This window comes from Leptospira hartskeerlii, assembly GCF_002811475.1.
GTDB lineage: Bacteria > Spirochaetota > Leptospiria > Leptospirales > Leptospiraceae > Leptospira_B > Leptospira_B hartskeerlii.
This window is the reverse complement of sequence record NZ_NPDL01000002.1, coordinates 326,678-349,042: the sequence shown is the minus strand read 5'-3', so window position 1 is coordinate 349,042 and position 22,365 is coordinate 326,678. Positions and strand designations below refer to the sequence as shown.

Annotated in this window: 25 protein-coding genes; 13 read left to right on the top strand and 12 right to left on the bottom strand. The window is 41.3% G+C overall.

Features of this window, described 5'->3' with window-relative positions:
* Window positions 1–45 precede the first annotated feature (45 nt).
* Window positions 46–474 carry a host attachment protein gene (locus CH352_RS04620; RefSeq protein ID WP_008594114.1) on the bottom strand — a complete coding sequence of 143 codons (429 nt, stop codon included), beginning with the start codon at window positions 472–474 and terminating at the stop codon, window positions 46–48.
* Window positions 475–763: 289 nt separating this feature from the next.
* Here CH352_RS04620 and CH352_RS04610 point away from each other — a divergent pair, with 289 nt between their 5' ends.
* The 7 genes from CH352_RS04610 to CH352_RS04580 all read left to right on the top strand — a co-directional run bounded on the left by CH352_RS04610 (window position 764) and on the right by CH352_RS04580 (window position 8,597).
* A complete protein-coding gene (locus CH352_RS04610) occupies window positions 764–1,516 on the top strand; it encodes a hypothetical protein (protein WP_243396221.1) in 753 nt (250 codons plus the stop codon).
* Window positions 1,517–1,584: 68 nt separating this feature from the next.
* Complete coding sequence (locus CH352_RS04605) at window positions 1,585–2,217, top strand: HmuY family protein (protein ID WP_100705455.1); 633 nt, start codon at window positions 1,585–1,587, stop codon at window positions 2,215–2,217.
* Window positions 2,199–4,676 carry a TonB-dependent receptor plug domain-containing protein gene (locus CH352_RS04600; RefSeq protein ID WP_423789681.1) on the top strand — a complete coding sequence of 826 codons (2,478 nt, stop codon included), beginning with the start codon at window positions 2,199–2,201 and terminating at the stop codon, window positions 4,674–4,676. Before CH352_RS04605 ends, CH352_RS04600 begins: the two co-directional genes overlap by 19 nt.
* A 25-nt stretch (window positions 4,677–4,701) precedes the next feature.
* Window positions 4,702–5,556, top strand: coding sequence for a heme/hemin ABC transporter substrate-binding protein (locus CH352_RS04595; RefSeq protein WP_100705456.1), 855 nt, complete (start codon window positions 4,702–4,704; stop codon window positions 5,554–5,556).
* Window positions 5,553–6,671 carry a FecCD family ABC transporter permease gene (locus CH352_RS04590; protein ID WP_100705457.1) on the top strand — a complete coding sequence of 373 codons (1,119 nt, stop codon included), beginning with the start codon at window positions 5,553–5,555 and terminating at the stop codon, window positions 6,669–6,671. Before CH352_RS04595 ends, CH352_RS04590 begins: the two co-directional genes overlap by 4 nt.
* Window positions 6,668–7,525: an ATP-binding cassette domain-containing protein gene (locus CH352_RS04585; protein WP_100705458.1), complete on the top strand. Its 858-nt coding sequence runs from the start codon at window positions 6,668–6,670 to the stop codon at window positions 7,523–7,525. The genes CH352_RS04590 and CH352_RS04585 overlap by 4 nt, the downstream gene beginning before the upstream one ends.
* Window positions 7,512–8,597, top strand: a complete 1,086-nt coding sequence (locus CH352_RS04580; protein WP_100705459.1) for a hemin-degrading factor — start codon at window positions 7,512–7,514, stop codon at window positions 8,595–8,597. Before CH352_RS04585 ends, CH352_RS04580 begins: the two co-directional genes overlap by 14 nt.
* 56 nt (window positions 8,598–8,653) lie before the next feature.
* On the opposite strand, the gene CH352_RS04575 is transcribed toward CH352_RS04580, so the two are convergent.
* From CH352_RS04575 to CH352_RS04565, 3 genes are all read right to left on the bottom strand, one after another.
* Window positions 8,654–9,082, bottom strand: coding sequence for a DoxX family protein (locus CH352_RS04575; RefSeq protein WP_008595326.1), 429 nt, complete (start codon window positions 9,080–9,082; stop codon window positions 8,654–8,656).
* Window positions 9,083–9,210: 128 nt separating this feature from the next.
* Window positions 9,211–9,783: an MORN repeat-containing protein gene (locus CH352_RS04570; RefSeq protein WP_100705460.1), complete on the bottom strand. Its 573-nt coding sequence runs from the start codon at window positions 9,781–9,783 to the stop codon at window positions 9,211–9,213.
* Between the two features lie 56 nt (window positions 9,784–9,839).
* On the bottom strand, window positions 9,840–11,075 hold the full coding sequence (locus CH352_RS04565; RefSeq protein ID WP_100705461.1) for a metallophosphoesterase: 1,236 nt from the start codon (window positions 11,073–11,075) through the stop codon (window positions 9,840–9,842).
* A gap of 132 nt (window positions 11,076–11,207) precedes the next feature.
* On the opposite strand from CH352_RS04565, the gene CH352_RS04560 reads away from it, so the two are divergent.
* A complete protein-coding gene (locus tag CH352_RS04560) occupies window positions 11,208–12,971 on the top strand; it encodes a GAF domain-containing SpoIIE family protein phosphatase (protein WP_100705462.1) in 1,764 nt (587 codons plus the stop codon).
* Window positions 12,972–13,006: 35 nt separating this feature from the next.
* On the opposite strand, the gene CH352_RS04555 is transcribed toward CH352_RS04560, so the two are convergent.
* Window positions 13,007–14,152, bottom strand: a complete 1,146-nt coding sequence (locus CH352_RS04555) for a M14 family metallopeptidase (RefSeq protein ID WP_100705463.1) — start codon at window positions 14,150–14,152, stop codon at window positions 13,007–13,009.
* A gap of 373 nt (window positions 14,153–14,525) precedes the next feature.
* Here CH352_RS04555 and CH352_RS04550 point away from each other — a divergent pair, with 373 nt between their 5' ends.
* On the top strand, window positions 14,526–14,810 hold the full coding sequence (locus CH352_RS04550) for an LIC10816 family protein (RefSeq protein WP_086448304.1): 285 nt from the start codon (window positions 14,526–14,528) through the stop codon (window positions 14,808–14,810).
* A gap of 58 nt (window positions 14,811–14,868) precedes the next feature.
* Entirely contained in the window at window positions 14,869–15,567 is a 699-nt protein-coding gene (locus CH352_RS04545; RefSeq protein ID WP_100705464.1) for a DsbA family protein, read from the top strand.
* A 20-nt stretch (window positions 15,568–15,587) separates the two neighbouring features.
* Here CH352_RS04545 and CH352_RS04540 read toward each other — a convergent pair whose 3' ends face one another.
* From CH352_RS04540 to CH352_RS04530, 3 genes are all read right to left on the bottom strand, one after another.
* Entirely contained in the window at window positions 15,588–16,742 is a 1,155-nt protein-coding gene (locus tag CH352_RS04540) for a hypothetical protein (protein ID WP_100705465.1), read from the bottom strand.
* Window positions 16,739–17,104 (bottom strand): hypothetical protein, encoded by a 366-nt coding sequence (locus tag CH352_RS04535; protein ID WP_100705466.1) that lies wholly within the window; start codon window positions 17,102–17,104, stop codon window positions 16,739–16,741. The genes CH352_RS04540 and CH352_RS04535 overlap by 4 nt, the downstream gene beginning before the upstream one ends.
* 100 nt (window positions 17,105–17,204) lie before the next feature.
* Window positions 17,205–18,227 carry a zinc-dependent alcohol dehydrogenase gene (locus tag CH352_RS04530; RefSeq protein ID WP_100705467.1) on the bottom strand — a complete coding sequence of 341 codons (1,023 nt, stop codon included), beginning with the start codon at window positions 18,225–18,227 and terminating at the stop codon, window positions 17,205–17,207.
* Between the two features lie 90 nt (window positions 18,228–18,317).
* Here CH352_RS04530 and CH352_RS04525 point away from each other — a divergent pair, with 90 nt between their 5' ends.
* The gene (locus CH352_RS04525) at window positions 18,318–18,902 is read left to right on the top strand and encodes a TetR/AcrR family transcriptional regulator (RefSeq protein ID WP_100705468.1); all 585 of its coding nucleotides are present in this window, start codon (window positions 18,318–18,320) and stop codon (window positions 18,900–18,902) included.
* Here CH352_RS04525 and epsC read toward each other — a convergent pair.
* The 4 genes from epsC to CH352_RS04505 all read right to left on the bottom strand — a co-directional run bounded on the left by epsC (window position 18,894) and on the right by CH352_RS04505 (window position 20,713).
* Window positions 18,894–19,439, bottom strand: coding sequence for a serine O-acetyltransferase EpsC (gene epsC, locus CH352_RS04520; protein ID WP_100705469.1), 546 nt, complete (start codon window positions 19,437–19,439; stop codon window positions 18,894–18,896). The two genes, CH352_RS04525 and epsC, sit on opposite strands and share 9 nt — an antisense overlap.
* A gap of 11 nt (window positions 19,440–19,450) precedes the next feature.
* Complete coding sequence (locus CH352_RS04515; protein ID WP_100705470.1) at window positions 19,451–19,852, bottom strand: phage holin family protein; 402 nt, start codon at window positions 19,850–19,852, stop codon at window positions 19,451–19,453.
* 8 nt (window positions 19,853–19,860) lie between these two features.
* A complete protein-coding gene (locus tag CH352_RS04510; protein WP_100705471.1) occupies window positions 19,861–20,049 on the bottom strand; it encodes a hypothetical protein in 189 nt (62 codons plus the stop codon).
* Window positions 20,050–20,110: 61 nt separating this feature from the next.
* Window positions 20,111–20,713 (bottom strand): hypothetical protein, encoded by a 603-nt coding sequence (locus CH352_RS04505; RefSeq protein WP_100705472.1) that lies wholly within the window; start codon window positions 20,711–20,713, stop codon window positions 20,111–20,113.
* Between the two features lie 162 nt (window positions 20,714–20,875).
* Between CH352_RS04505 and CH352_RS04500 the strand changes: the two genes are divergently transcribed.
* Both CH352_RS04500 and CH352_RS04495 read left to right on the top strand, forming a co-directional pair.
* Window positions 20,876–21,691 carry a hypothetical protein gene (locus tag CH352_RS04500; protein ID WP_100705473.1) on the top strand — a complete coding sequence of 272 codons (816 nt, stop codon included), beginning with the start codon at window positions 20,876–20,878 and terminating at the stop codon, window positions 21,689–21,691.
* A complete protein-coding gene (locus tag CH352_RS04495; RefSeq protein WP_207766641.1) occupies window positions 21,639–22,250 on the top strand; it encodes a tetratricopeptide repeat protein in 612 nt (203 codons plus the stop codon). Before CH352_RS04500 ends, CH352_RS04495 begins: the two co-directional genes overlap by 53 nt.
* Window positions 22,251–22,365: the final 115 nt, after the last annotated feature.

Below are 22,365 nucleotides of genomic sequence, written 5' to 3'. Positions count from 1 at the left end.
AAGCCGCCATGAAGGCGGCCTTAATAACATCGATTCGAAAGTATCTCAAGCTTCGCTTACAAGAACACTCTTAAGATGGTTCATCAAATTGGACTCTCTTTCATGCACGATATCTTTAGGCATCTTATGGTAGATCCTTTCTCTAGACTTTTCGTCCAGTTTGCCTAGGATCATTCCCATAAAGCCAGGCTCTGAAACCAAAATAAAATTGGAGAAGGAATCCTTCTTCCTTTCCAAATTCATAAAATCGCTAAGTTTACCTGCAAAGGCCGCAGCCACTCTCTTTTTCGGTTCGTGAAAAAAATCAAAATCCGATCTAGAAGCCTGACCTGCTCCGGTAACTAGATCCGAATTTCTGAGTCGGCCTTCGGGGTTCTCCATTGTTTGCACCAGCTTCAAACCGTTAGTCGGCCCTTGGTATTCGAAAATTTTTGCCTCGCTTCGGTTTGCAACCACCACCCATTTTTTCTTCATACTGTACCCTCCTATTTATGAAACTGCCCGTCACCGAAAGGTTCGGATTTCGGCCCAATAGTTTTAACCCAAGGAGGAAGACCTATCAATTACTTTTCCCAAAACCATCTTCATGCCCGACTTTTCGAGAATTCTTTGGTGGACTTTTCCGTATTGCTTCTGAGAATTGTTCTCATTCTTGATTGACAGATTTCGAGAAGTTCCAATTTTGAGTTTTAGACTCATTTCAATATCTAAATATAGAAACATGACTCCTACTAATGAGAATTGAGTCTCAACAGGAGAAAACATGAAACGGAACACAACCAAGGCGCTATTGACGATGATTCTAGGAATATCTTTCTTAATGAATTGCGACCAAGGCTCGAAAGAGTCGAACTCTGCACTAGTACTCGGGGCATTAAACAGTGCCTGCGTAGATGCTGCAGTGACAGATGATGAGATTGCAGAAACCGCAATTACTGCAGGGATCAATACTTTCCAATTGATCTCCATCCCAACTGCAGGTGCGGCAAGACATATCAGGTTAGAAGGAGCTCTGATCCAAGCTATAAGCGGACACGGCACCATCTACTTGGCTACCGGATACACAGATTCTCTATCAGGAACTTCTTCCACGCCTACTACTACTGCAGGTGACGGAAGACTCGTAGTGAATATCTACCAAGGCGGGCCGATGGTTTACGCGGGTTATTCCGCGACCACAGCTTATGGAACGGATGATGGAACTGCAACTGCAGCTCTCGGAGGAACCGGGACTAGCTTGTTCTCTTCCTTCACTACTACTGCTAGCGATGTTTGTTTGGATATCAGCGCAGACACAACTCCTAAACTTACAGTCTGGGGAAGCGGTTACAAAGGTGCTAACTGTAAGAAAAGATGCACTCTTACAGAATCCAACGCGATCATCAATAAAGCAGATTGGCCAAGCGGCGCCGGGATCGGTTCCACAGGCAGCACAAGTACATATTACAAGACCGGTAGCTCTGCTTCCGGAGTGACTGCGACTAAGGTAGTAACCTATAGCACTACTGCGCTTTAAGGATTTCAGGCGGTCGGACTCCGGCCGCCTACTGTTATTATTAATTTTTGAAGAAGGGGGATTAAATAATGAAAACATTATATTCAATTTTCATTATTCTCATAGCAACTTTAACCATTTTCTGCGGGCCTAGCACCGGAGGAGACGATGGTCTTGCGATTTTAGCCGCATTGGAAGATGGCGGTAGTGGATGTATTAAGGCCCCCGGAGACACAACCACAACAGGTTCCGGAACCCTCACGACTATTGTTAATGCAACTGCAAGCGGTTGCTGGGTTTATTTAGATCTAAAGGCAGGCGGAGTAGAAACTACTAAGTCCGGAACTTGGGATCTAAAATTTAAAAGATTCGTAATCGGCACGAATAGCGGAACAAGCGGCTCGGGAAATGCAGGCTCTTGTTTTAATGCGGGTGATACAAATTTAGCAAGCGTGACAGGAGGAGATTGTACCCCTGAAGTAGACGAGCTCATGTCCCAAACCGGAGGAGGCGGATTCGGAACTGCAACTGAAAACGCAAGCCCGGCTCTTTGGGATTGGTACGATTATAATGGAACCACTCATATTCTTACTCCGAAATCAAGAGGTTATTTGATCCAAGGATCTGACGGAACTTCCTCCTTCGGGTTGGAGATGACGGATTATTATGACAACGCAAGCACTAGCGGATTTCCTACATTTAAATGGAAGGTACTTCCTTGATGGGGAAGACCATACATAGAACTCTTTATCTGATCTTATTCTCAAGTTTATGTTTTCTAGGAGTTCCTATCTTCTCCCAAGGAGAAGTCCTGCCTGAAAAAAAGACGGAAGAAATAAAAGAAGATTCTGATAAGCCTAAAGTAAATCCGGAAGCTGGAAATAACGATAGAGGTTCCATTATCACTGTTACCGGTACTCGTAGAAAGGGCTTTTTAAAAGATTCCACAATCACTACCGAGGTGATCACGAGAAAAGATATAGATGCCATGGGAGCAAGAGATATCTCCCAAACTCTTGGTAACGTTCCAGGTATCGAAGTTCGGCCCGCACAAGCTGGAGAAAGAGGGTCCACAGTTCGTTTACAAGGTCTCGCGGGTCAAAACGTTTTGATTTTAGTGGACGGACAAAGAACTACAGGACGTTTCAGTGGTTCCATTGACTTAACCAGATTTAAAGCGGAAGATATAGAAAGAATCGAGATCGTAAAAGGTGCGTCATCCGCTCTTTACGGTTCGGATGCGATTGCAGGTGTAATCAACATCATCACTAAGGAACAAAAAGATCCTTACTCCGCAAACTTCAGGACTTTTATGGGTGGAGGAAATCCCACCTACTACGGGACCGGAACAGAATTCCGTAACTATGCATCGGTAGGAGTCCGTAAAGGGATCGTCTCAACTAACTTTACCGCCGGTTGGCATAGAGGAGATGGTTACGACCTAACTCCGGATGCTACCCTGGGACCTAAAAATGGAAGAATAGAAAGTCTCTCTCCTAGTTATTCTCCATTTCCGGTAGACACTCCTCTCTGGACAAAACTTTATATTTATCGCAAAAAACTTCCTTATGAGGGTCCTTTAGAATCTACTTCAGGTAGTGCATTTGAAGATATAAACGTTTCCAACAAAACCACTTTTGATATATCAGAAACCTTTAAAATAGGTTTCCAATTCTATTATAGATATCTGAATCAAAACGCAGTAGATGCGGTCCCTCCAAGAGGAGTATACGATAGAAGCAACAAAACTCATGACTTCATGGGCGCGGTCAATGCAGATTGGGAAATTACTAAAACATTAAACCTAAACGTAAACACTAACTATGCCAGATTTTTTGATACTTATACATACGACCAAAGAAAGTCGGACGCTCAAGATAAAAGGGAGAAGCTGGACAACGCTGTCACAGAAGTTAGAACCCGTTTAGACCATAGAATCGCAGACGGACATGTCATCTCCTATGGTGCAGAAACTTTAATAGACCAATTTTCCTCTGCAAGGATAGCTCCGGACTGTAAAAGAAATTTTCCATATATCTGCGCGAGCGATATCCTTGGAACGGATACGTACCAAACCCAGAATGGATACGCTCAAAGACAAAGAAATGCATTTTATGTGCAGGACGAATGGAGAATATCCAATGCTCCAAGGATCCAAATAGTACCCGGGATACGCTCCGACCACGACTCCATTTACGGAGGACAAATCCTTCCTAAATTAGCGATTCGTTACGATGTAACTGATAAATTCCGCATTAGAGCTGCCAACGGTTTAGGATACAGAGCTCCCAGCTTCCAGGATCTATATTATAATTTCATAAATCCAGGTGTGGGTTATAGAGTAGCGGGGAATCCGGATCTAAAGCCTGAACTTTCTCGCAGTTATAACTTGGGAGGAGAATGGGAACCGAACAAAGTGTTCTGGTTCAGCTTTAACTTCTTCTATAATAATATCGATAACTTGATCGGATTTAGGACTAATCCTACAAGGGACGCATCCGGATTACAGATCTTTAATACATCCAATTACCAAAAGGCTCTTACAAAAGGATTCGAATCCTCCGTAACCCTTAGAGTTCATCAGAATGTCTCCTTGGGCGGCGGTTATACGTATACGGATACCAGGGATGAACTGACCAATCTTCCTCTAGAAGGAAGAGGTTATCATAGATGGAATGCGAATATACGTATAGATCACCAACCTAGCGGATTCAGCTTCTCATTGTTTGCAGTGATCTTTGGAAAACAACCTTATTACTGTCAAAAAAATCCTCTCTGGTGTGATCCTCAGTTGCCTACGGAATTATCTACGCTTAGTGCTCAGCTTACTACGCAAGCAACGAATACGATCAATGCATTATTCGGAAATATTCCCGGAGGGATCCAAGAATATTGCACGGAAAGAAACTTATCTTACTGTACTACTGGACCTACTTACGGCGTAAGAATGGTGAACGCTCATACCAATTTGAATATCAGAGTTTCTCAAAAAATATTAGGAACATTTGAAATATTCGCAGGTGTGGATAACCTTCTAGATACTTTCGATCTGACTTATAATCCGCAAAAACCTAGATTCTATTATGTGGGGATAGATGGACGGTTCAGTGCGGGCTCGGCTCCTGCAGATTATTCTTCGGCTCCGATACCTTCTTCTTCACCTGTACCGGGGGTTCGGTAAAAACAATTAAAATGGGAGAACCAATATGAAAAAACTCATAACCTTGGCTTTGTTCCTTTGTTTACCTGCATCAATTTTTGCGGAAGCAAAGGATCTTAAGATCGTAACATTAAACGGAACCGTATCGGAGATCGTTTTTGCATTAGGAAAAGGTAAACTAGTAGTAGGAAACGATACCTCCTCCCTCTATCCTCCGGAAGCATTAGCACTTCCTAAAGTAGGTTATCAAAGAATGCTTTCTGCAGAAGGTATTCTATCTTTAAAGCCTAATTTAATCCTTGGATTAGAGTACGCAGGCCCTCCTGAAGTAATTGAACAACTTAAATCCGCAGGTTTAAAAGTGATTATCTATCCTGGCCTTCCCGGAGTAGAGCCTGCATTAAATAATATTCTTGCGATTGGAAAAGAGATCGGAGCCGAAAAAGAAGCCCAAAAGCTCGTACAAGATATTCGCAAAAAACATTCCAAAATTGCGGAGAAGGTTTCTAAATTAAAATCCAAACCAAAGGTTTTATTCGTATATCATAGAGGAACCGGCCTCGCACAAGTTTCTGGAACAGAAACACCTGCAGACGAAATGATCCGACTCGGCGGAGGAATCAATGCAGTGAGCGGATTCACAGGTTTTAAACCGATCACTCCGGAAGCAGTCATCGCAGCACAACCCGACATCATCCTAATTCCAAGCAGAGGTTTAGAGAGCCTTGGTGGAAAAGACGGAGTATTTGCGCTTCCAGGTGTAAAGGATACTCCAGCCGGAAAAAAATCCAGAGTAGTTGCGATAGACGATCTAGTTCTTTTAGGTTTTGGCCCAAGACTTGGTCAAGGTATCGAAGAATTATTCGAATCATTCCATCCTAAAACAACTGATAAAAAATGATCGTATCCTCTCTGGAAACTTCTTCGCCTAAATTAGAAAGTAAAGGGGAAGAGAAGAAGAAAAAAATCCCGCCTATAATCGTATATGCGGCGTTAGCTGTTGGACTTTTCGGAATAAGTATACTTTCCCTGAAATTCGGATCTATCCAACTTTCTATCGGAGAGATCCTGAAAGTATTGGTTTTAGGACAAGATTCCTTATCCGAGTTGGAGGTCCCACATTCCATTTTAGTCTGGAATTTGAGAATGCCTAGGCTCGTGTTGTCCATGTTAGTCGGTGCCAGTCTTGCTTCTGCGGGAGTTTGTATACAGGGATTATTCCGAAATCCGTTAGTTGAACCAGGATTTATTGGAGTAAGCCCTGGAGCCGCATTAGCTGCTTCCACTTGGATCGTATTCTCCGAAAAAATCCTAACATTCTTCCCTGCTGAACTGAGAGGAAAAGAAAGTTTTCTACTACAGTTATGCGCCTTTGCCGGAGCACTTTCAGTTTCCTTCTTCTTGCATGTAGTTTCCAAAAGAGAAGGAGGAGGATTCTCTTTAGTTTTGGTACTCGCCGGAATTGCAGTAAATGCAACTGTAGTTTCTCTCTTAGGATTTTTATCTTATCTAGCGGATGATACTCAACTTAGGAACCTAACCTTCTGGAGTTTGGGAAGCATGGCAGTCGCGAGCTGGCATAAAATTTATCTATTAGGTTTGGTTCTTCTGATCGTTGTCCTTTTCTTTCCCGTATTAGCGAGAGGTTTGGATGCATTAGCATTGGGAGAAGCGGAAGCTTTTCATATAGGTTTTAAGGTGAGAAGGATCCGAAATCTTACAATCGTTCTAGCAAGTCTGTTAGTAGGCGTAAGTATTTCAATCTGTGGAAATATAGCATTCGTAGGTTTAATCGTTCCTCATATTTTAAGAATGGTTTTAGGGCCAGGGCATAGAACGTTATTACCTGCTTCTTTATTCGGAGGAGCACTTCTTCTTGCAATCGCAGACTTAACTGCACGAACTATCGCATTCCCTTCCGAACTCCCGATCGGTATTATTGCCGCCGGAATAGGTGGTCCATTCTTCTTATTTTTGATCTTACAAGCGAAACGTAGAGAAGGAGAATTTAGATGAGCCTAGTACTATCAGATATTTCCTTATCCAGAGGAGGAAGGTTCTTATTATCGGGGGTCAACTTAAGCTTGTATCCCGGAGAGCTCTTGATCGTGCTCGGTCCGAACGGAGCAGGAAAATCCACATTATTGAAATTATTCTCAGGAGAAATGTCTCCAGACAAAGGATTGGTGCTATTGGATGGGATCCCTTTGTCCGAATATGATTCGGAAGATTTGGCGATGCGAAGAAGTGTTCTCTCCCAAGAATCAGAGATCCATTTTCCATTTATCGCGGATGAGATCGTTCGAATGGGAAGGTCCTGCTCTAAATTAAGAGTTCCTAAACCGTTAGAGGATCAAATCACTGAAGATGCATTTCGTGCGGTGCATCTAGGTAAAAGAGAAAGATTCCAAACATATAATAAACTTTCTGGGGGAGAAAAACAAAGAACCCAGATGGCAAGAGTCTTAGTTCAAGACAAGGAACCCACGCAAAGAGAAAGTTATGTTCTTCTGGACGAACCGGGAGCCTCTTTAGATCCGAACAGAATACACTCTTTATTAGAAAAAGCGAAACAACTTAGTAAAGAAGGAAGAGGAGTCCTCTGCATTCTTCACGACCTGAACCTTGCCCTGAGATATGCGGATCGGATCGCAGTATTAAAAGAAGGTAAAATACTAGCGGATGGAGTTCCTGAGAACATTCTGGATGAGGACTTTGTCTTAGAACATTTCTTATTAAGAACCCAAAAAGTCCCTTTCCCGGAAGGAGGACATTACCTCATCCCACTCGGTCCCGCAGAACCAAACACAATCAACACCTTACCAAATACATTAGATGCTAAAGGAGCCAAAGAAAATGTCCATCGCTGAATCGTTAGAAATCGAGAATATCGTCAAAGATTGGAAGCAGATCAAAGAAACACAACCTCGCCTTAGAATGAGAGAGATCGCCTCCAAACTGAAAACTTCGGAAGGTGGACTACTGGCCGCCTCCGAAATTTCCAAGACGGAAGGATTCCCTCAAGTTTCTTCCCTACAAGCTAATTGGGGAGAATTATTCGCAAAATTCGGAGAATTGGGCCATGTAATGGTCCTCACTCGTAACGAAGCTTGCGTACATGAAAGAAAAGGAATATTCGAAAAAGTAAGTTCCGGTCCCGGTCATATCCTAGTAGTCGGAGCAGATATTGATCTCAGACTTTTTCCTGGAGTTTGGAAATTCGGATTTGCTGTAGAAGAACCTAAACAGGATTCCACGCAAAGATCATTCCAATTTTTCAGTGAAAATGGAGAAGCGATGTTCAAACTTTTTCTTACGGACAGATCAAACATATCTGCTTGGGAAAAATTAAGATCAGAATTCAAAAACGGATCTCCGGACTTCTCCCCTTTATTCTCTTCCGAGAACAAAAAAGAAACTGCGACATCAGAAAAAAAAGAGATTAGCTCCGAAACCAAAGAAGAATTCTTAAACGACTGGGGAAAATTAGAAGACACTCACGAGTTTTTCCCTCTATTAAAAAAACATGGCGTCTCCAGGATCCAATCCATGGAGATCGCAAACGGAAAATTCACTAAGTTCGTAGAACCCAAAGCAGTACTGAGAATGTTGGAAATGGCTTCCTTGGACAGGACTCCGATCATGGTTTTTGTAGGAAACCCCGGATCTATCCAAATTCATACGGGAGAAGTCACCAACATTAAGGTTTTAGAATATTGGTGGAATGTTCTGGATCCGGAATTCAATCTTCACTTAAGATCTGATCTGATCTCTAAGGTTTTTATAGTGGATAAACCTTCCAAAGACGGAGCAATCCATTCTATGGAAGTATATGATGCTGAGGGAGAATTGATCGTTCAGTTTTTCGGGAAAAGAAAACCGGGACAACCGGAAAGAACCGATTGGATAGGTCTATTGAACAAGGTATCAGAACCGGTCTAAATATAGAACAATCGTTAACTCTTTCGGAATATTAGAAAGAGTTAACGAAGTTTTCTTTAAACACTCTTATGTGTTTCTATATAAAAATCCGCCGAGATACGGCCGGATCCGTACAAAGAAAAGTGTAAAAGTAAAAGTAGGATCATAGATGCATAAGGCAGATTTGATCCTGCGGACACAAAACCTTCTCTTGCATGGATGAACAAAACGGCCCCGACTAGTACAGGCAATTGTAAAATCGCGGAAAATCTAGTAAGAAGTCCTACCATCAGCAGCACACCACCACAAATATGAGCAATTACTATATAATGAGCTAGTAATGTAGAAGCATAAGGAGCATTATTCAATTCCATGAGTCGGATGAGCGCATCCGTATCCGCAAGAAATGCTAATCCCTTATACACCAGAACCCCGCCCAAATATACGCGGACCATATCGATCCACCAATCCCGATGAGTCTCTAACCAATCATGCCATCTTTCCATACGGACCTCCGTCCTGCGATGGAACATTCTAACTCTCTTTTTTTGAAATGCAAGATCTCTTGCAAAAAAGAGTTCTAATATAATCGAACAATCGTTTATTAATATTTGTTTAAACTCATCCGAAAGGATTATTTACAGAATAACTTTCTATTCTCTAATCTGCATCGGGCAGTTCTGCCTGCTTTTGTATACTTTCCGTTCCCGTTGCCTTCTGCAGTAAAGGATCCGGTAAAAACAGAACCATCTCGAAACACATAACGTCCCGCACCCGATTTTCTATCTTCAGACCAGTTACCTTCGTATCTGTCTCCGTCTGAATATGCTAAGGTCCCCCAACCTTCTCTCATCTCTCCTGAAAATCTGCCAGAGTAAACGTCTTTTGTATCGTAAACATAGACACCTTCTCCGTTCTTACAATTTCCTTTTTTACATCCGGAAGAACCGCTTGCAAAAGATCTTAAACTTACTGCAGGAGCTGGCTCCGGTTTTCTTTCGATAGGTTTGCCGTCAGCATCCTCGTCGAAATATTCTCTTGAAGAAACATCAGAATCCTGGTCCCTATCATCCGCTTTCTTTTTGGGTTTTAATCTTTCGATCTCTGGGTTGGACTTTGGTTTCGGTTTGGAACAATCGGAAAAGAAGAAGTAGCTGGAAAATAAGAATACGGATAAGGCAATCGAACTGCAAATTTTTTTGATCATTCTGGATCCCGGATTCCCTACAGAGAGCCCGGGAAGATCAGAATGTCAATAAAGTTCTAAGACTGTTTTTCCAAAACAAGCAGAGTGATCTCGGAAGGAGCTCCTATTCTCAATGGAGGTCCCCAGTATCCTGTCCCTCTACTCACATAAAGTTGAGTATCTTCCCATTTACTAAGGCCTGCCACAAACTTTTGGAATAGATGGATGAACAAGTTTCCAGGAAAATACTGACCACCGTGAGTATGACCGGAGAGTTGAAGATCGTAACCCGCCTTAGCAGCTTCGAAAATCGAATTAGGTTGGTGAGCGAGTAAGACCTTATAATGAGCATCTTCAATTCCGAGAGAAGCCTGTTTAGGATCTGTTCTATGACCAGGGATTACCGTATGTGCCTTATAGTCTGTCACACCGGCAACGGCAATTTTTGCACCATTATGATCTATTAGTTTATTCTGATTTAATAATACATTAATCCCGAGATCTTCTAATTCTCTGATCCAAGCAATGACTCCTGAATAATACTCATGGTTTCCAGTTACGAAGAATGTACCGTACTTGGATTCCAGATCCTTCAGGGGAGAAACATGATGTTTTAACATATTCACCGTTCCATCCACCAAATCTCCAGTGATGGCAACGAGATCCGGTTCCAAAGAATTTGTCTTAGAAACTACACCTTCTAAAAAGTTTCCTTTGATGGTAGGTCCGATATGAATATCGGAAAGTTGCGCAATCTTAAAACCGTTCAAACCGTCAGGCAGATCTTTCACCTTGATCCTTACATGTTTGACAGTGGGAGTTTTTTTAGCCTGGTAAAATCCGAAAGCTGTTAAGCCTCCTGCTATTCCCAAAAGTGTAAAAGAAGAGATCCTAGCTAAAAAATCCCCTCTTCCGAATCTTTCCGACCCTAATAATGCCTCCGTTTCGGCTGATGCGACAGAAATACTTTTTGCTTGAAGAAGGTCCGAAAGAAAAATAACGCCTTTCCAAACCAAGTTTCCCAGGTCCTTGAAGACGACGAAGGAAACAAGGATAGTCGCAAATCCCAAAGTAGTAAAAGCGGAGTAAGCCCAGAACTTCTGCCAGCGGCTTTCTCTAAAAAATAAACTTAAAAGGTAAGCGCTAGGGGTAAGAAGGACCAGAAAAACCACCCCAATCCAGAGAGAAACCTTTTGAAAAGTTTCTAGTTCGAAAGGTGCGATCAAACGGCTGGTCGCATAAGAATAACCCATCAAAAGAATTACGGTAAAAACACTGAGAAAAATCACTAACCTTTGCAAATCCAACTCCATACCCAGACTCATATATCCGACCGAAAAAAAGGGTGGGAGTTCCTCTAAAAAACGTCTTTCTCACATTTTGTTCCGGCAGAAAACGACAATCCGTTGACTTACTCGCCGATCCATGAGAGTCTTGCCCCATCTATGTCCACTATTGACTCGGAAGCCAGAAAATACAAAAGCCTACTGAATACGAGTACGATCCTAAACGCCAATCTAGACCTTTACCAACTTCTACCTTTGATCATGCTGTATTCCAAAGATCTGTTGGAAGCGGAAGCAAGTTCCCTATTTCTCTTAGAAGAGAAGGACGGATTTTTATACTGTGAAGTTGCCTTGGGCGAAAAAGGAGAGATCATCCAAAAATACGCAAGGCTGGAACCCGGACAAGGGATCGCGGGCTGGGTGGCCAAAGAAAAGAAAGCAATCATACTTGAGGATGCTTATACGGATCCGAGATTCAATCCTGCCTTGGACCAAAAAACTGGATTCAGAACCAGGTCACTCGCATGTGTTCCTTTATACATCGCGGATAAGGTAATCGGAACCTTAGAGATCCTAAATAAATCTCAAAACAGAAGTTTTGAAAGTTCGGATCTCGAAGTGCTTAATTCACTTTCCGAAATGGCTGCAATCGCAATCAAAAACGCACAAGCCCATGAAACTCTAAAGAAGAGAGTGTTGGAGCTGCGACTACTTTACGAATTCGAAAAATTAACAGTCGCAGAAAAGAGTATCAGCGAATTAGGAAATTGGCTTCTAGACAAAGTACTCGAATTCTTAGAAGCGAAAGCAGGAACAATCTACTTAGCGGACCCAACATTGGAAGTGTTACGGGTCCTAGCCGCAAGAGGAATCCCGGAAGAGGCCATCCATAATATACAAGTCCCCTACGGAGAAGGAATTTCAGGCTGGGTTGCCAAAGAAAAACAAAGTCTACTCATCCAGAACCTAGAGGAAGATCCAAGATACGATAAAAGTGCTAAATATAAATTTGAAGCAAACTCGCTCATCTCTGCTCCATTACTTTTCCGGGGAGAATTATTAGGAGTTATCAGCGTAAACAATAAGTATTCCGGATTTGCATTCACACATGCAGATTTAGAAATGTTAGGTGCGATCGCAAATAGACTCAGTGTTACGATCAAAAACGCAAATCTATTCCATAAAGTCCTAGATACGGATAGAGAACTTAAACGTGCCAGGGAAGTAATGCATAAGATACTTCCTTCTAGTCTTCCTTACGTGGGCGGCTTGGAATTCGGAGTGCAACATATTCCGTATGACAACGTAGGTGGAGATTTTTATAATATTCTAAAGTTAGATGAGAACCGCAGTGCTGTTTTGATCGCTGACGTTTCCGGCCACGGACTTTCTGCTTCGGTCGTGGCCACAGTAATCCATACTGTTGTAAGCACATTCGATGCGGAAACATTAGGAAGCCCATCCAAATTTTTTACAGCGCTCAACTATGCATTGTATAATAAATTAGCCGGAAATTTCCTAACCGCTTTTTATGCGATCATCCATACCGGCACAAATACAATGTCCTACACTAATGCAGGCCATAATCCTCCGATCCTATACAGAAGATCGGAAGGAAGTTCCTTACATTTAGAAACAAAAGGAAAACTAGTCGGAGTGATCCCGGATCTATTCTTCGAAGAATATGTAACCGCTTTCCAACCTCAAGACAGATTGGTATTATACACTGATGGACTCACCGAACATTCCAACTCGGATAGGACCAGAAGGTATAGTGAAGACTTGCTTACTCTAGCAGTTCGCAATCACTCTCAATCCCATTCTGCAGAAGCAGCGGAAAGTTTGATCAAAGAATGTAGGACCTATTGCCATAGATCGGATTTCGAAGACGATGTTACTCTCTTGATCGTAGACAGAGTTTAAGGTTACCGCTCGAGATCTACAAATCGATACTATATTTATAACTTAGAAAATCTAGTAATCGCTTCCGGAACAATTCCGAAAACATGATCCATTGCGGCTAATCTCCAATCTTCTCGGTTCGGATAGAACATTTGCTTAAATTCTTCTCTTACCTTATCCGCTTCTATCTCGGATTTCGAACCGTGGAATCGGATACGATTCTCACTGATCATTAAAAAACTTCCACGGATAGCACCCATCACATTCAGGTTCCCGAAAGTTCCTAATTCGACAGTGATCGGGAATAGATCCTTTTCCTTTGTTAGAATTTTACCGAAGAAATCCGTAAAATCGCCGGAGGTCCGATAGAAGTCCTCTTCTCCTTCGTTTAAAAGAAGGCCAAAATCTCCGAAAACCTTATTAAGATTTTTATCCGTCTTAGAACCACTTTCCGCATTATGCATTAGGCTAAGTCCATTCTTCTCTCCATAACCTGTATGGAAGTCCAGGATCAAAATACGATCATATGGTTTTAAGACTTTTTTGAAATATTTTCTTAGAACTCGGACAACAGGCTCAGGCTTTCTGCCGCCGTAATAGATACCTTTTGGAAATTCATATTGGCCGTTTACTGCAGCATCCAAAACATATTTGGCTCCAAAGCGGATGACCACTCCTAAAAATCGAATAACGAAGAATATATACTCGAATAGAAAATTACCGAACTCGGAGCCTGGATTTAAGAAACTTTGGATCTTTCTATACTTTTTATTTTTGAACTTCTTGTGTAACTTTTCCCTTTTTAAAGCAAAGTTACGGTTTAAATCCACATTCCTTTCATTTACTCTTAGAAAATTTTTGAAGCCATGTGCATTGATCCCATGTAAAATGAGAAAATCAGAATTCTTAGGAAGTTTATAAGTACCTTTTTCATCTAGTAGAAATTCCTCAATCCATCTACGCTGGAATGCAGAACCGGCAAATCCTTCCACTCCGTGAATTCCCGAGCTCATAATGACTAGACGTTTTGCAGGCTTTTTCTTTTCTCCCAAACAATAAATATCCAGCTCTCCCCCGTCTTTTGGGATCTCCAGACATTCATAGTTGAAACGAGCAAATTTTGATTTTAACTGTTTTTTATAGGATAAGAATGCCTTTCTACAGGCCTCGTAGGTTTCCAGATAGTACGATAATACGTCCACTGAATTACGAACATACTTAACGCCGTTTTCAGGTCCAAAAAAAATTTTACCTTTAGATTACGATTCGATGAAAAGAAGAAGGTCCGCTGACTCTAACTATCCCCTTCGCATGGCTCCCCGCGCTCAAACAAAAATGCTCTATTTATTAAATAATTATAATATTCTAAACATAAAGTAATGCGCGTTACTTGAATCTATCACTTCCGTGATAAACAGAATGAAAATATGATTTAACCCTTAAGAACTATAACTCCAAACTTGTTATCAATCGCTTGTTATATTACATGATATTTTTTTAAAATAATTTTTTAACTATAGTGAAATGTGTGAACCTCCTCATCGGTCTAACCTAGTACCTTAAGGAGGTATGAACATGGATACAGTGACCATCTTCGCATTGGCGCTTTTGGCTGTCCCTGTGTTTGCCCGGTTTGCCCGAGTATCCAAGGATGCGATGAATCGTTATCACCTAATCGGATTGGGAGGTCTCTTCCTAATTCTTGGTGAAGCTACGAAGATTACTGCGACTAAAGTTACACCTATAGCAGCAGTTCTTCCTATGATTGACATCGCAACTGCGATCCTAGCTTACGCGGGGGTACTTTTCGGGGTAGTATGGCTATCGCTCTACTACGTAAAACACCCGAACGAAATCTAAAAAGAATCCTCCTAATTGAAAAGGAAAAGAAGGCGGGACATGTTCCCGCCTTTTTTAGTTGGAAAAGATAAAAGAAGAATTATCTCTGGAATCTGTGAGCCTAGAATTCAAACGCCCGGATACCAAACACTCCATCCTATATGTAGCCGATCCGGTTTGTGCCTGGTGTTACGGTTTTTCCCCTGTTTTCGAAAAGATCAGGGAAAAATACTCCGACAAGATAGAATTCACGTTAGTACTCGGCGGATTAAAATACGGACCCGATGTAGAAGACTTCAATGAAGATGTTACCGAAAAACTGAAATACTTATGGAAGGAAGTGGAACGGATCTCCAAAAGAAATTTCCACCATGATATACTCCAAAATCGAAATATAAAATACGATTCCGAACCGGGCTCAAGAGCGGTAATCACAGCACAAAGGATCAATCCTAGTTTATCTTTTGCCTTTTTAGATAAGTTGCTGGAAAGTTTTCATTCTAAAGGAAAAGATCCAAATAATTTCGAAACATACGCGGAGATTGCTTCCGAACTTTCTCTCCCTTTGGATGAATTCAAAGAATTGTATTATCGAGAAGAGACTCTCTTAGAAACTAGAAATGATTTCAATTATGGATATATATTAGGCGTAACTGGATTTCCTTGTTTGGTGTTTTCTGATGGTTTGGACAGAGGGATCTTAACCAAAGGATATTCTTCCTTTGATGAAGTGGATGGACTTTTAGGGGATTATTTCAGATCGATAGGGATTTTTTGATCCGAAATAGTATTTTTAGATTATTTCCCACTAGTAGGAAACTTTTCTAAAATGATCTGTATGTCTTTTTCTTTACCTATTTCTAAAATTGTACTGATATATTTTTTTAAACTAACTTTAGGAAGTTGTCCTGAGACCAATAATTTGGTCATCGCCTCGCTGCCTACAGACGACTTGATCCTAACATAATAATTCAGTAAGACCTCATCCAGCCCTGGGTCCTTATTCAATAAGCGAATAAACCCAGATTCATATTCTTTTTCTTTGGCATAACTAGTGTAGCCGTAACGGATCTTAGTTTCAAATTCATAAATGATCTTTTTCTTCTTATCAGTGGTCTTTAAATATAAATTCACCAGGTCCACAACCGGATCTGCTTTACCTGAGTGTAAAAGAGTACTAATATAAACATCTTCCGTTTCTTTGGAAACTTTTTCGGAAGCTAAAATAGAAACTATAGCAGAAGTTCCCGATAAAGAACCAGATCTCACGAAATATCTGCCAAGAGCCCGATCCACTTCTAGGTCTCTATTCAAAAAGGTAATTAGATAAGAATCATATTTTAATCCATCCTTTACAGATATGCTATCTGCCATACGGATCAAAGACAGATAAACGATCTCTGGATCCGTGCGAAATTTTTCGATTACCTTCTGACTCAATTCAGGAGGCCAATTATGGACCGGGATCTTTAATAATGCCAGAATGGTAGCTCTGTCTCCGGATTCTAAAGCCTCGTAAACAGTCTTTTTAGGAACTGGGTTCGATTCGATCCTGGACCGATCCACGTTACCGTTGATATCGAAAGAACTCCGAGCAAGCAAATCCAAAGTAAATACAATAGGAGTTAATACGATTGATATTGGTAAAAACCCCATATTCGTGACATACCCATTTCCTCTCGGAGTCCATAAAAGAGAAATAGTATCATTGAAAGCATCTGGAATTCTGATGATAGGATGGACTATAAAAAGATCCAGAACGCCGGCAACCAGTCCGAGTGGAATAAAGATGGGGGCAGCTATAATTTTTTTGCCTGTATCCTCCGGGACTAAATTTTCTTCTACCTTTACGACTAACGGCGTATTATTGCGATTAAATACCGCACAATTGGAAAATCCGAGAATGAATATTAAAAAAATTGCAAGTACCTTAGGAAACCAAGAGGCTCTCATATATCGAAACCGCTTCTGCCCAGAAAGGATACTAAAAAGACTAAGGGACTGATCGCAACTTTAGGCAAAAATACAACCGCTTGGAAAACTACCCCTCCGGAAGGATCCTTCCACACTACTTTATATGTATCTTCTATCGCGTCCGGTATTACTGTAATAGGATGGATTATAAAAACATCCAGGACCAAAGAAGTTAATCCTACTGGAATAAAAACGGGAGCTAACGCAATTTTTGCAGGAGCAGATTGGGGATCCACTTTTTCATCCAAGTAAGTAGTGAGTATCCGATTCTCTTTGCGAAAAGAAGCGCAATTCGAAAAACAGATAGAAACTATTAGAATTAAAATAGCCGTCTTTTTCATGGAGGAGGTTGGCTAAAAAGAAGACAGAAGGAAATAAAGATTGTCTACCGTTTTTTAAAAAATAAGGACGAGTTTCCTCGTCCTTTAATGCCAATGTACGTTATCTGACAACGATCAACTTAGTCTCCTCTTCCAAGAAAGCATCCGCAGCTTCGGACCAAGACGCCTTACGTGTGGTGACCTTAGAAGGATCGAAACCTTCTTCTTCTACTAATCTCAAAATTTCAGGGATCCATTCTCTGGATCTCACCCTTCCCAAACGAATTGTGGCTCCATTATTATATAATTCTAAATAAGGGATCGGAATACTATTGGTCCAAAAAATAGAAGCGGATCCAAATTCTCCTTCTATTCCGAGAGATCTAAGACCACAATCCCAACCTTCTGCAGTTCCGTTTGCATCTGCCACAATATCAAACTTGCCAAAACTTTTAGGGAAAGAAGTCACCTGCTCCACTTTCACTCCATAAGATTCGGCGATTTCCAGACGTTTTTTATCTGTGTCTACGTATATAAGATCCGCAGCACCCATATGTTTTGCAAGAGCAGCTGTATACAATCCGATACTGGAAGCAAAACCTCCGAGCACTAACACGGATCTATTCTTATTTTGTTTGAGATGTATCCCTACTAACTTCCATGCTTCTACAATATTATCGCTGATACTTGCGATCGCGGCAGGATCGGTTTTATTAGAAAATGGGATCAGCATTTCTTTTGCATAAGGGACCAAAACCGAATCTGATATCGCTCCGCCAAATTCTTTCGCACCTTTTCCCATTCCATAAGCACTTGTATGGGGAACAGTGCTGCAACTTTTAGTAAGACCACTTTCACAATTCGAACAATGTCCGCAGGAAATTTGGAATGGAACTGCAACACGAGTTCCCTTTGGAAAGAGAGATAATAGCTCTTCGCTTGTTTCGAGTATTTCTCCCACAAATTCATGGCCTAATGGAAAGGGAGGACGGAATAATGTTTGTCCTCTTAAAATGGGAAGATCCAAATCGCATCTGGCAACTGCCAGGGGACGGACCAATGCTTGGTTCGGCCCGGAAAGTTTAGGATCCGGGACTTCTTCCCATTCTACCCTATTTCTTTTAGAAAATAGCAATTGTTGCATGGTTTTCCTCCAATAGACCAATTAGTCTATCCGCAATCGTCCCTATAGAAATAGAATAGACCGATTAGTCTATCATTTTATTTTAGTCGGATGAGCAAACGAAAACCGGAACTGGGTCCCTTCGAAAGAATAGCATCGACTGCTGTTCGCCTGATGTATTCACAAGGATACGCCGGAACCTCTATCAACCAGGTCATCGATGAATCTGAATCACATAAGGCAAGCTTTTACAGATATTTCCAAACCAAAGAAGACCTGGGAAAAGAATACTTAGAGCGTCAAGGCAGGGATTTTCAACTAGGTTGGGAAAGACTCATGGAAAAATCGGAAACTCCAGAAGAGTTTGTACATAGATGGATGGCTCTTTTAAAAAAACAGGTCAAGTCCGGAAAATATTTCGGATGCCCTCTCGCTCGATTTATGGGAAGTTTAGATAAACCGGAACTGGATCTTGCGGAGAGAAGTTCTAGTATACTAGGATCTTGGATCTCTTGTTTGGAAAATTATTTTGAAAAGAATAAGAAAACTTCTATCCTTCCATCAAATTTCGATTCCAGAAAGAAGGCGGAACTATTCTTAAAACTATTTCAAGGAAATTCACAATTTTATGTGATGACCCAAGATCCCAAATATTTTAATGAATTAGAAGAGGAGATGCTTTCAAATCTAAGCTAGGTTTGTTTTTTTAAGGGAGATCTTAACCTTCTTCCCTTTTAATCTTACGATCTTTCCGGGAGCACCCACCACGGTGCAATCATTCGGAATATCATGATCGATGATTACAGCTTCTGCGCCTATCTTAACATTATTGCCTACATGGACAGGGCCTAAAACCGTAGCTCTAGCTCCGATAAGCACATTATTTCCTATAGTAGGATGACGTTTTCCTTGGTGGTTTCCGGTTCCGCCCAAGGTGACTCCATGAAACAGAATACAATCGTCTCCTATCTCCGCGGTCCCGCCTATTACGATCCCCATTCCGTGATCAATGAATAGCCCGCTGCCGATCTTTGCGCCCGGATGGATCTCGATTCCCGTTAGAAAACGATTGAACTGAGAAACAAATCTGGCCAAGAACTTTAATCTTATCTTATATAAAGGATATGCAATATACTTATGCAATAGAATGGAATGCAATCCAGGGTAGAGTATAAATTCCAATCCCCTGGCTGCGGGGTCGTTCTTAAATATTGCTTGGATCTCTCGAATCATTCGTAAAATTGTTAATAGGATTTTTTCTTTTTACGTTCCGATCCGGAATATTCTTCCTTACTTTCTCTTTTGGCTACATAGTTTGCCAAGGTCAGAATGGCTCCTCCCCAGAAAGCTGCCCAAAAACCGGGAACGAATATTTTATCCGGAAATATATTTGCGACCCAGGATAGAACGATCGCATTTACTACAAGGCCTGCAATGCCCAAGGTCAAAAGATAGACCAGATATCCAACACCGAAAGTGACCAGCACCAGAAACCATCTTAAAAGGAAATTTAAAAAGCCGAAGAATAGAACGATTACTATTACGTCCCAAACATTATTGCTGACACGAAAACCCGAATCGATCAGAGGAAAAACGAATACTACTACCAAGGATTGGAGTAAAACGGAAAAAAGAAGTCTGTACATCTATGTCCTTAAACTGTAGAATCTAGGAACTGTCCCAAATGAGGAGGCAATCCACCTGGAGGAACCACCACTGTTTGTGGTTGCACTACGGCGTTGTCCGAAACGGAAGCTACCTCTCTGGGCTCGTCTCCTACCAAGGCAGGAGCCGAAGAATCGGAATATAAAATTTGTCGAGATCCGACAGCCATGTAAGGCATATTCTTCTTCCTTTCTGTTATATTCTTCCTATTAGACGAATTAGAAAAGCAAAATTATGATCTAACCTTCTATAACCAATCCACAATCCAACTTTTCGACCACGAATCCGGTATAGATCAAAGGATAGAGCAAATAAGTCCCAAGCCCTATAACCCAAGCAAATCCAGTGCGAGGAGTATCTCTAACTCCAGTGCTTTGGAAAAACAACCGAACGGATCTGAACGGCTTTTTGCCAGAGTCGGAGAATGGTCCGGTTTTATCAGTGATCCCCAAGCCGCAGTTATGAGTGAGTTTGTTTCCCTCGATGGAGATAAGCACTTCCTTTCTTTCGGATTTGCTCCAGGAAACTCTTCTCGTGACTGTGCCTTCTAATTCCAATTCTTTGGATCTGGCACCGGTCCCAACTAAGATTGGAAATTTAGCGTATTCTCTATCTAATCTTCTATCCTTACCTTCAACTCCTGTAGCAAATGTCGCCATCAAAGTCTTTACATCGTATTCCAAATCATCTTCGAATTGGACGAGTACAGGCATTTCGGATCTTTGCTCTCCGGAAGAAGGCAACTGAACTTCCGGATTTTTCTTTTCCACTCCGGAACAGGATGCGAGTATTGAAAGAACAGATACAAAAAATGTAATGGAATATTTAGAGAATGAATTCATAAAATGTTCAGCGCTTCTATGCTGGCCTCGGAAAGAATTTCTGTCCAGCGAAAATCAAAGCTTGACGAATACAAATCAGCAAAGGTTACAAACAAAACAAGGTTTAGAAATTTATTTCCTATGTCCGACTCTGAATTTGGGCAGGATATAAAATAAGCGCCAATGCCAAAACCCAGATTTTCCAAACGAATACAGATCCTAATTCTATTATCTGTCTACTCTTGTTCTTCTTTTCCGAGAGGAGATAAATCCCTGATATCAAGAGAGCATCAATATTCTCTCTTTTACACGAATGAAGAGGGTAACGTATACAGAACAGACCTAAGTCTTAAGACAAAATACAAAGAAGCATTTACGGATTTGGAAAGATTCGACTCAGAATTTATAAGCCCTCAAAAACAAAAATATACCGAACGGATCAAAGAAGTTTCCTTATATAAATCGGAACTCAAAAAGGACAGTAGTTCTATAATAAGAAAATTAGGAGGAGTTCTTGCTATTGCTGCAATCACTCCTGTTCCATTTGCTTTCGAGACCACTTTAATATTAGGAACCATATACGTAACATACCAAAGAGTTACCGAAACTTCAGAAGCAAAGATCAGAAAAAAACATGTGGAATTCCTGATCAATGAATGTGCTAACTCTGAAGATAGTTTAGAAGATTTTAAAGAAGATCATTTGGATGAATTCGTTTCCCGTTGGAAAAAGGAATTTATGAAGGAATCCAACCATTTTGTGAATGCCGACGATTGGGAAGATGTTCGCTTATTGGATACTCTTATGGAAAAATACCAGATAGACAAGGAATGGCTCAAGATCAACGCCGAATGGGAATGGAGAGCTTCTTCCCAACATTGCCATAGAGAAACTAAAGAGGAAAAAGATAGTCGTATCCATAAGGAAGAAAAGAAATGGAAAAAGAATGGATCCAAGACTGAAAACCGCATTGGACTATCTGAAAAAAGGGGACTCTAATTCAGCTAAGTCCATATTGATCTCTTGGACTGAGTCGGAGCCGAATAATCCTAACGCATTCTTTCATTTAGGAATGTGCCTTTCTCAATTGGGCGAGATGGCCCCCGCAGAATCCGCATTACAAGAATGTATTCGCTTGGAACCTGCGCATGTCCAAGCCTGGGTCGGACTTGGAGTCTTATTTGCCCGCAAAAAAGACAAGCCTAAAGCAGAATTCCATCTTTCCAAAGCATTGGAACTGGATGATAATGATGTATTCGCCAAAAAGAATTTAGCCGCGGTTTATACAGGTGCTTCTAAATTCGATCGTGCATTGGATCTGCTCAAAGATCTTCCCGAATCGGATCTCGCCGATTCCCCTACTCTATACGCATTAGCGATTTGTTATGTAAGGACAAACCGTTTCGAAGAAGCCAGAGAAACTTTCCGTAAATTAGAGATCGTCGGTATACCGGACCAGGTCAAAAAAGAATATCTTCAACTTAAACAATTATTGGAAGAGAAACAATTCGAGCAGGGTGGTATCTGGAGTTTTCTAAAAAAAGAAGAAGATCTATAACCCGCGACAGCGATACGCAGGGTTTAGTCCGAAGGACCGCAGCGCTAGCGCAGCCCGTAGTAGCGCGGCTTCGCGAAGCGAAGAGTCGCCCAATTTTTTTCTTGACTTCTTTTTG

Coding starts and splice junctions, on each gene's coding strand:
- CH352_RS04565 (WP_100705461.1), bottom strand. CDS start 11,075: ATGGAGTTGGATTTGCAAAGGTTAGTGATTTTTCTCAGTGTTTTTACC.
- epsC (WP_100705469.1), bottom strand. CDS start 19,439: ATGATTCGAGAGATCCAAGCAATATTTAAGAACGACCCCGCAGCCAGG.
- CH352_RS04505 (WP_100705472.1), bottom strand. CDS start 20,713: ATGAATTCATTCTCTAAATATTCCATTACATTTTTTGTATCTGTTCTT.
- CH352_RS04530 (WP_100705467.1), bottom strand. CDS start 18,227: ATGCAACAATTGCTATTTTCTAAAAGAAATAGGGTAGAATGGGAAGAA.
- CH352_RS04620 (WP_008594114.1), bottom strand. CDS start 474: ATGAAGAAAAAATGGGTGGTGGTTGCAAACCGAAGCGAGGCAAAAATT.
- CH352_RS04540 (WP_100705465.1), bottom strand. CDS start 16,742: ATGAGAGCCTCTTGGTTTCCTAAGGTACTTGCAATTTTTTTAATATTC.
- CH352_RS04610 (WP_243396221.1), top strand. CDS start 764: ATGAAACGGAACACAACCAAGGCGCTATTGACGATGATTCTAGGAATA.
- CH352_RS04595 (WP_100705456.1), top strand. CDS start 4,702: ATGAAAAAACTCATAACCTTGGCTTTGTTCCTTTGTTTACCTGCATCA.
- CH352_RS04515 (WP_100705470.1), bottom strand. CDS start 19,852: ATGTACAGACTTCTTTTTTCCGTTTTACTCCAATCCTTGGTAGTAGTA.
- CH352_RS04590 (WP_100705457.1), top strand. CDS start 5,553: ATGATCGTATCCTCTCTGGAAACTTCTTCGCCTAAATTAGAAAGTAAA.
- CH352_RS04580 (WP_100705459.1), top strand. CDS start 7,512: ATGTCCATCGCTGAATCGTTAGAAATCGAGAATATCGTCAAAGATTGG.
- CH352_RS04495 (WP_207766641.1), top strand. CDS start 21,639: ATGGATCCAAGACTGAAAACCGCATTGGACTATCTGAAAAAAGGGGAC.
- CH352_RS04560 (WP_100705462.1), top strand. CDS start 11,208: ATGTCCACTATTGACTCGGAAGCCAGAAAATACAAAAGCCTACTGAAT.
- CH352_RS04575 (WP_008595326.1), bottom strand. CDS start 9,082: ATGGAAAGATGGCATGATTGGTTAGAGACTCATCGGGATTGGTGGATC.
- CH352_RS04570 (WP_100705460.1), bottom strand. CDS start 9,783: ATGATCAAAAAAATTTGCAGTTCGATTGCCTTATCCGTATTCTTATTT.
- CH352_RS04525 (WP_100705468.1), top strand. CDS start 18,318: ATGAGCAAACGAAAACCGGAACTGGGTCCCTTCGAAAGAATAGCATCG.
- CH352_RS04500 (WP_100705473.1), top strand. CDS start 20,876: ATGCCAAAACCCAGATTTTCCAAACGAATACAGATCCTAATTCTATTA.
- CH352_RS04535 (WP_100705466.1), bottom strand. CDS start 17,104: ATGAAAAAGACGGCTATTTTAATTCTAATAGTTTCTATCTGTTTTTCG.
- CH352_RS04585 (WP_100705458.1), top strand. CDS start 6,668: ATGAGCCTAGTACTATCAGATATTTCCTTATCCAGAGGAGGAAGGTTC.
- CH352_RS04600 (WP_423789681.1), top strand. CDS start 2,199: ATGGAAGGTACTTCCTTGATGGGGAAGACCATACATAGAACTCTTTAT.
- CH352_RS04510 (WP_100705471.1), bottom strand. CDS start 20,049: ATGCCTTACATGGCTGTCGGATCTCGACAAATTTTATATTCCGATTCT.
- CH352_RS04605 (WP_100705455.1), top strand. CDS start 1,585: ATGAAAACATTATATTCAATTTTCATTATTCTCATAGCAACTTTAACC.
- CH352_RS04550 (WP_086448304.1), top strand. CDS start 14,526: ATGGATACAGTGACCATCTTCGCATTGGCGCTTTTGGCTGTCCCTGTG.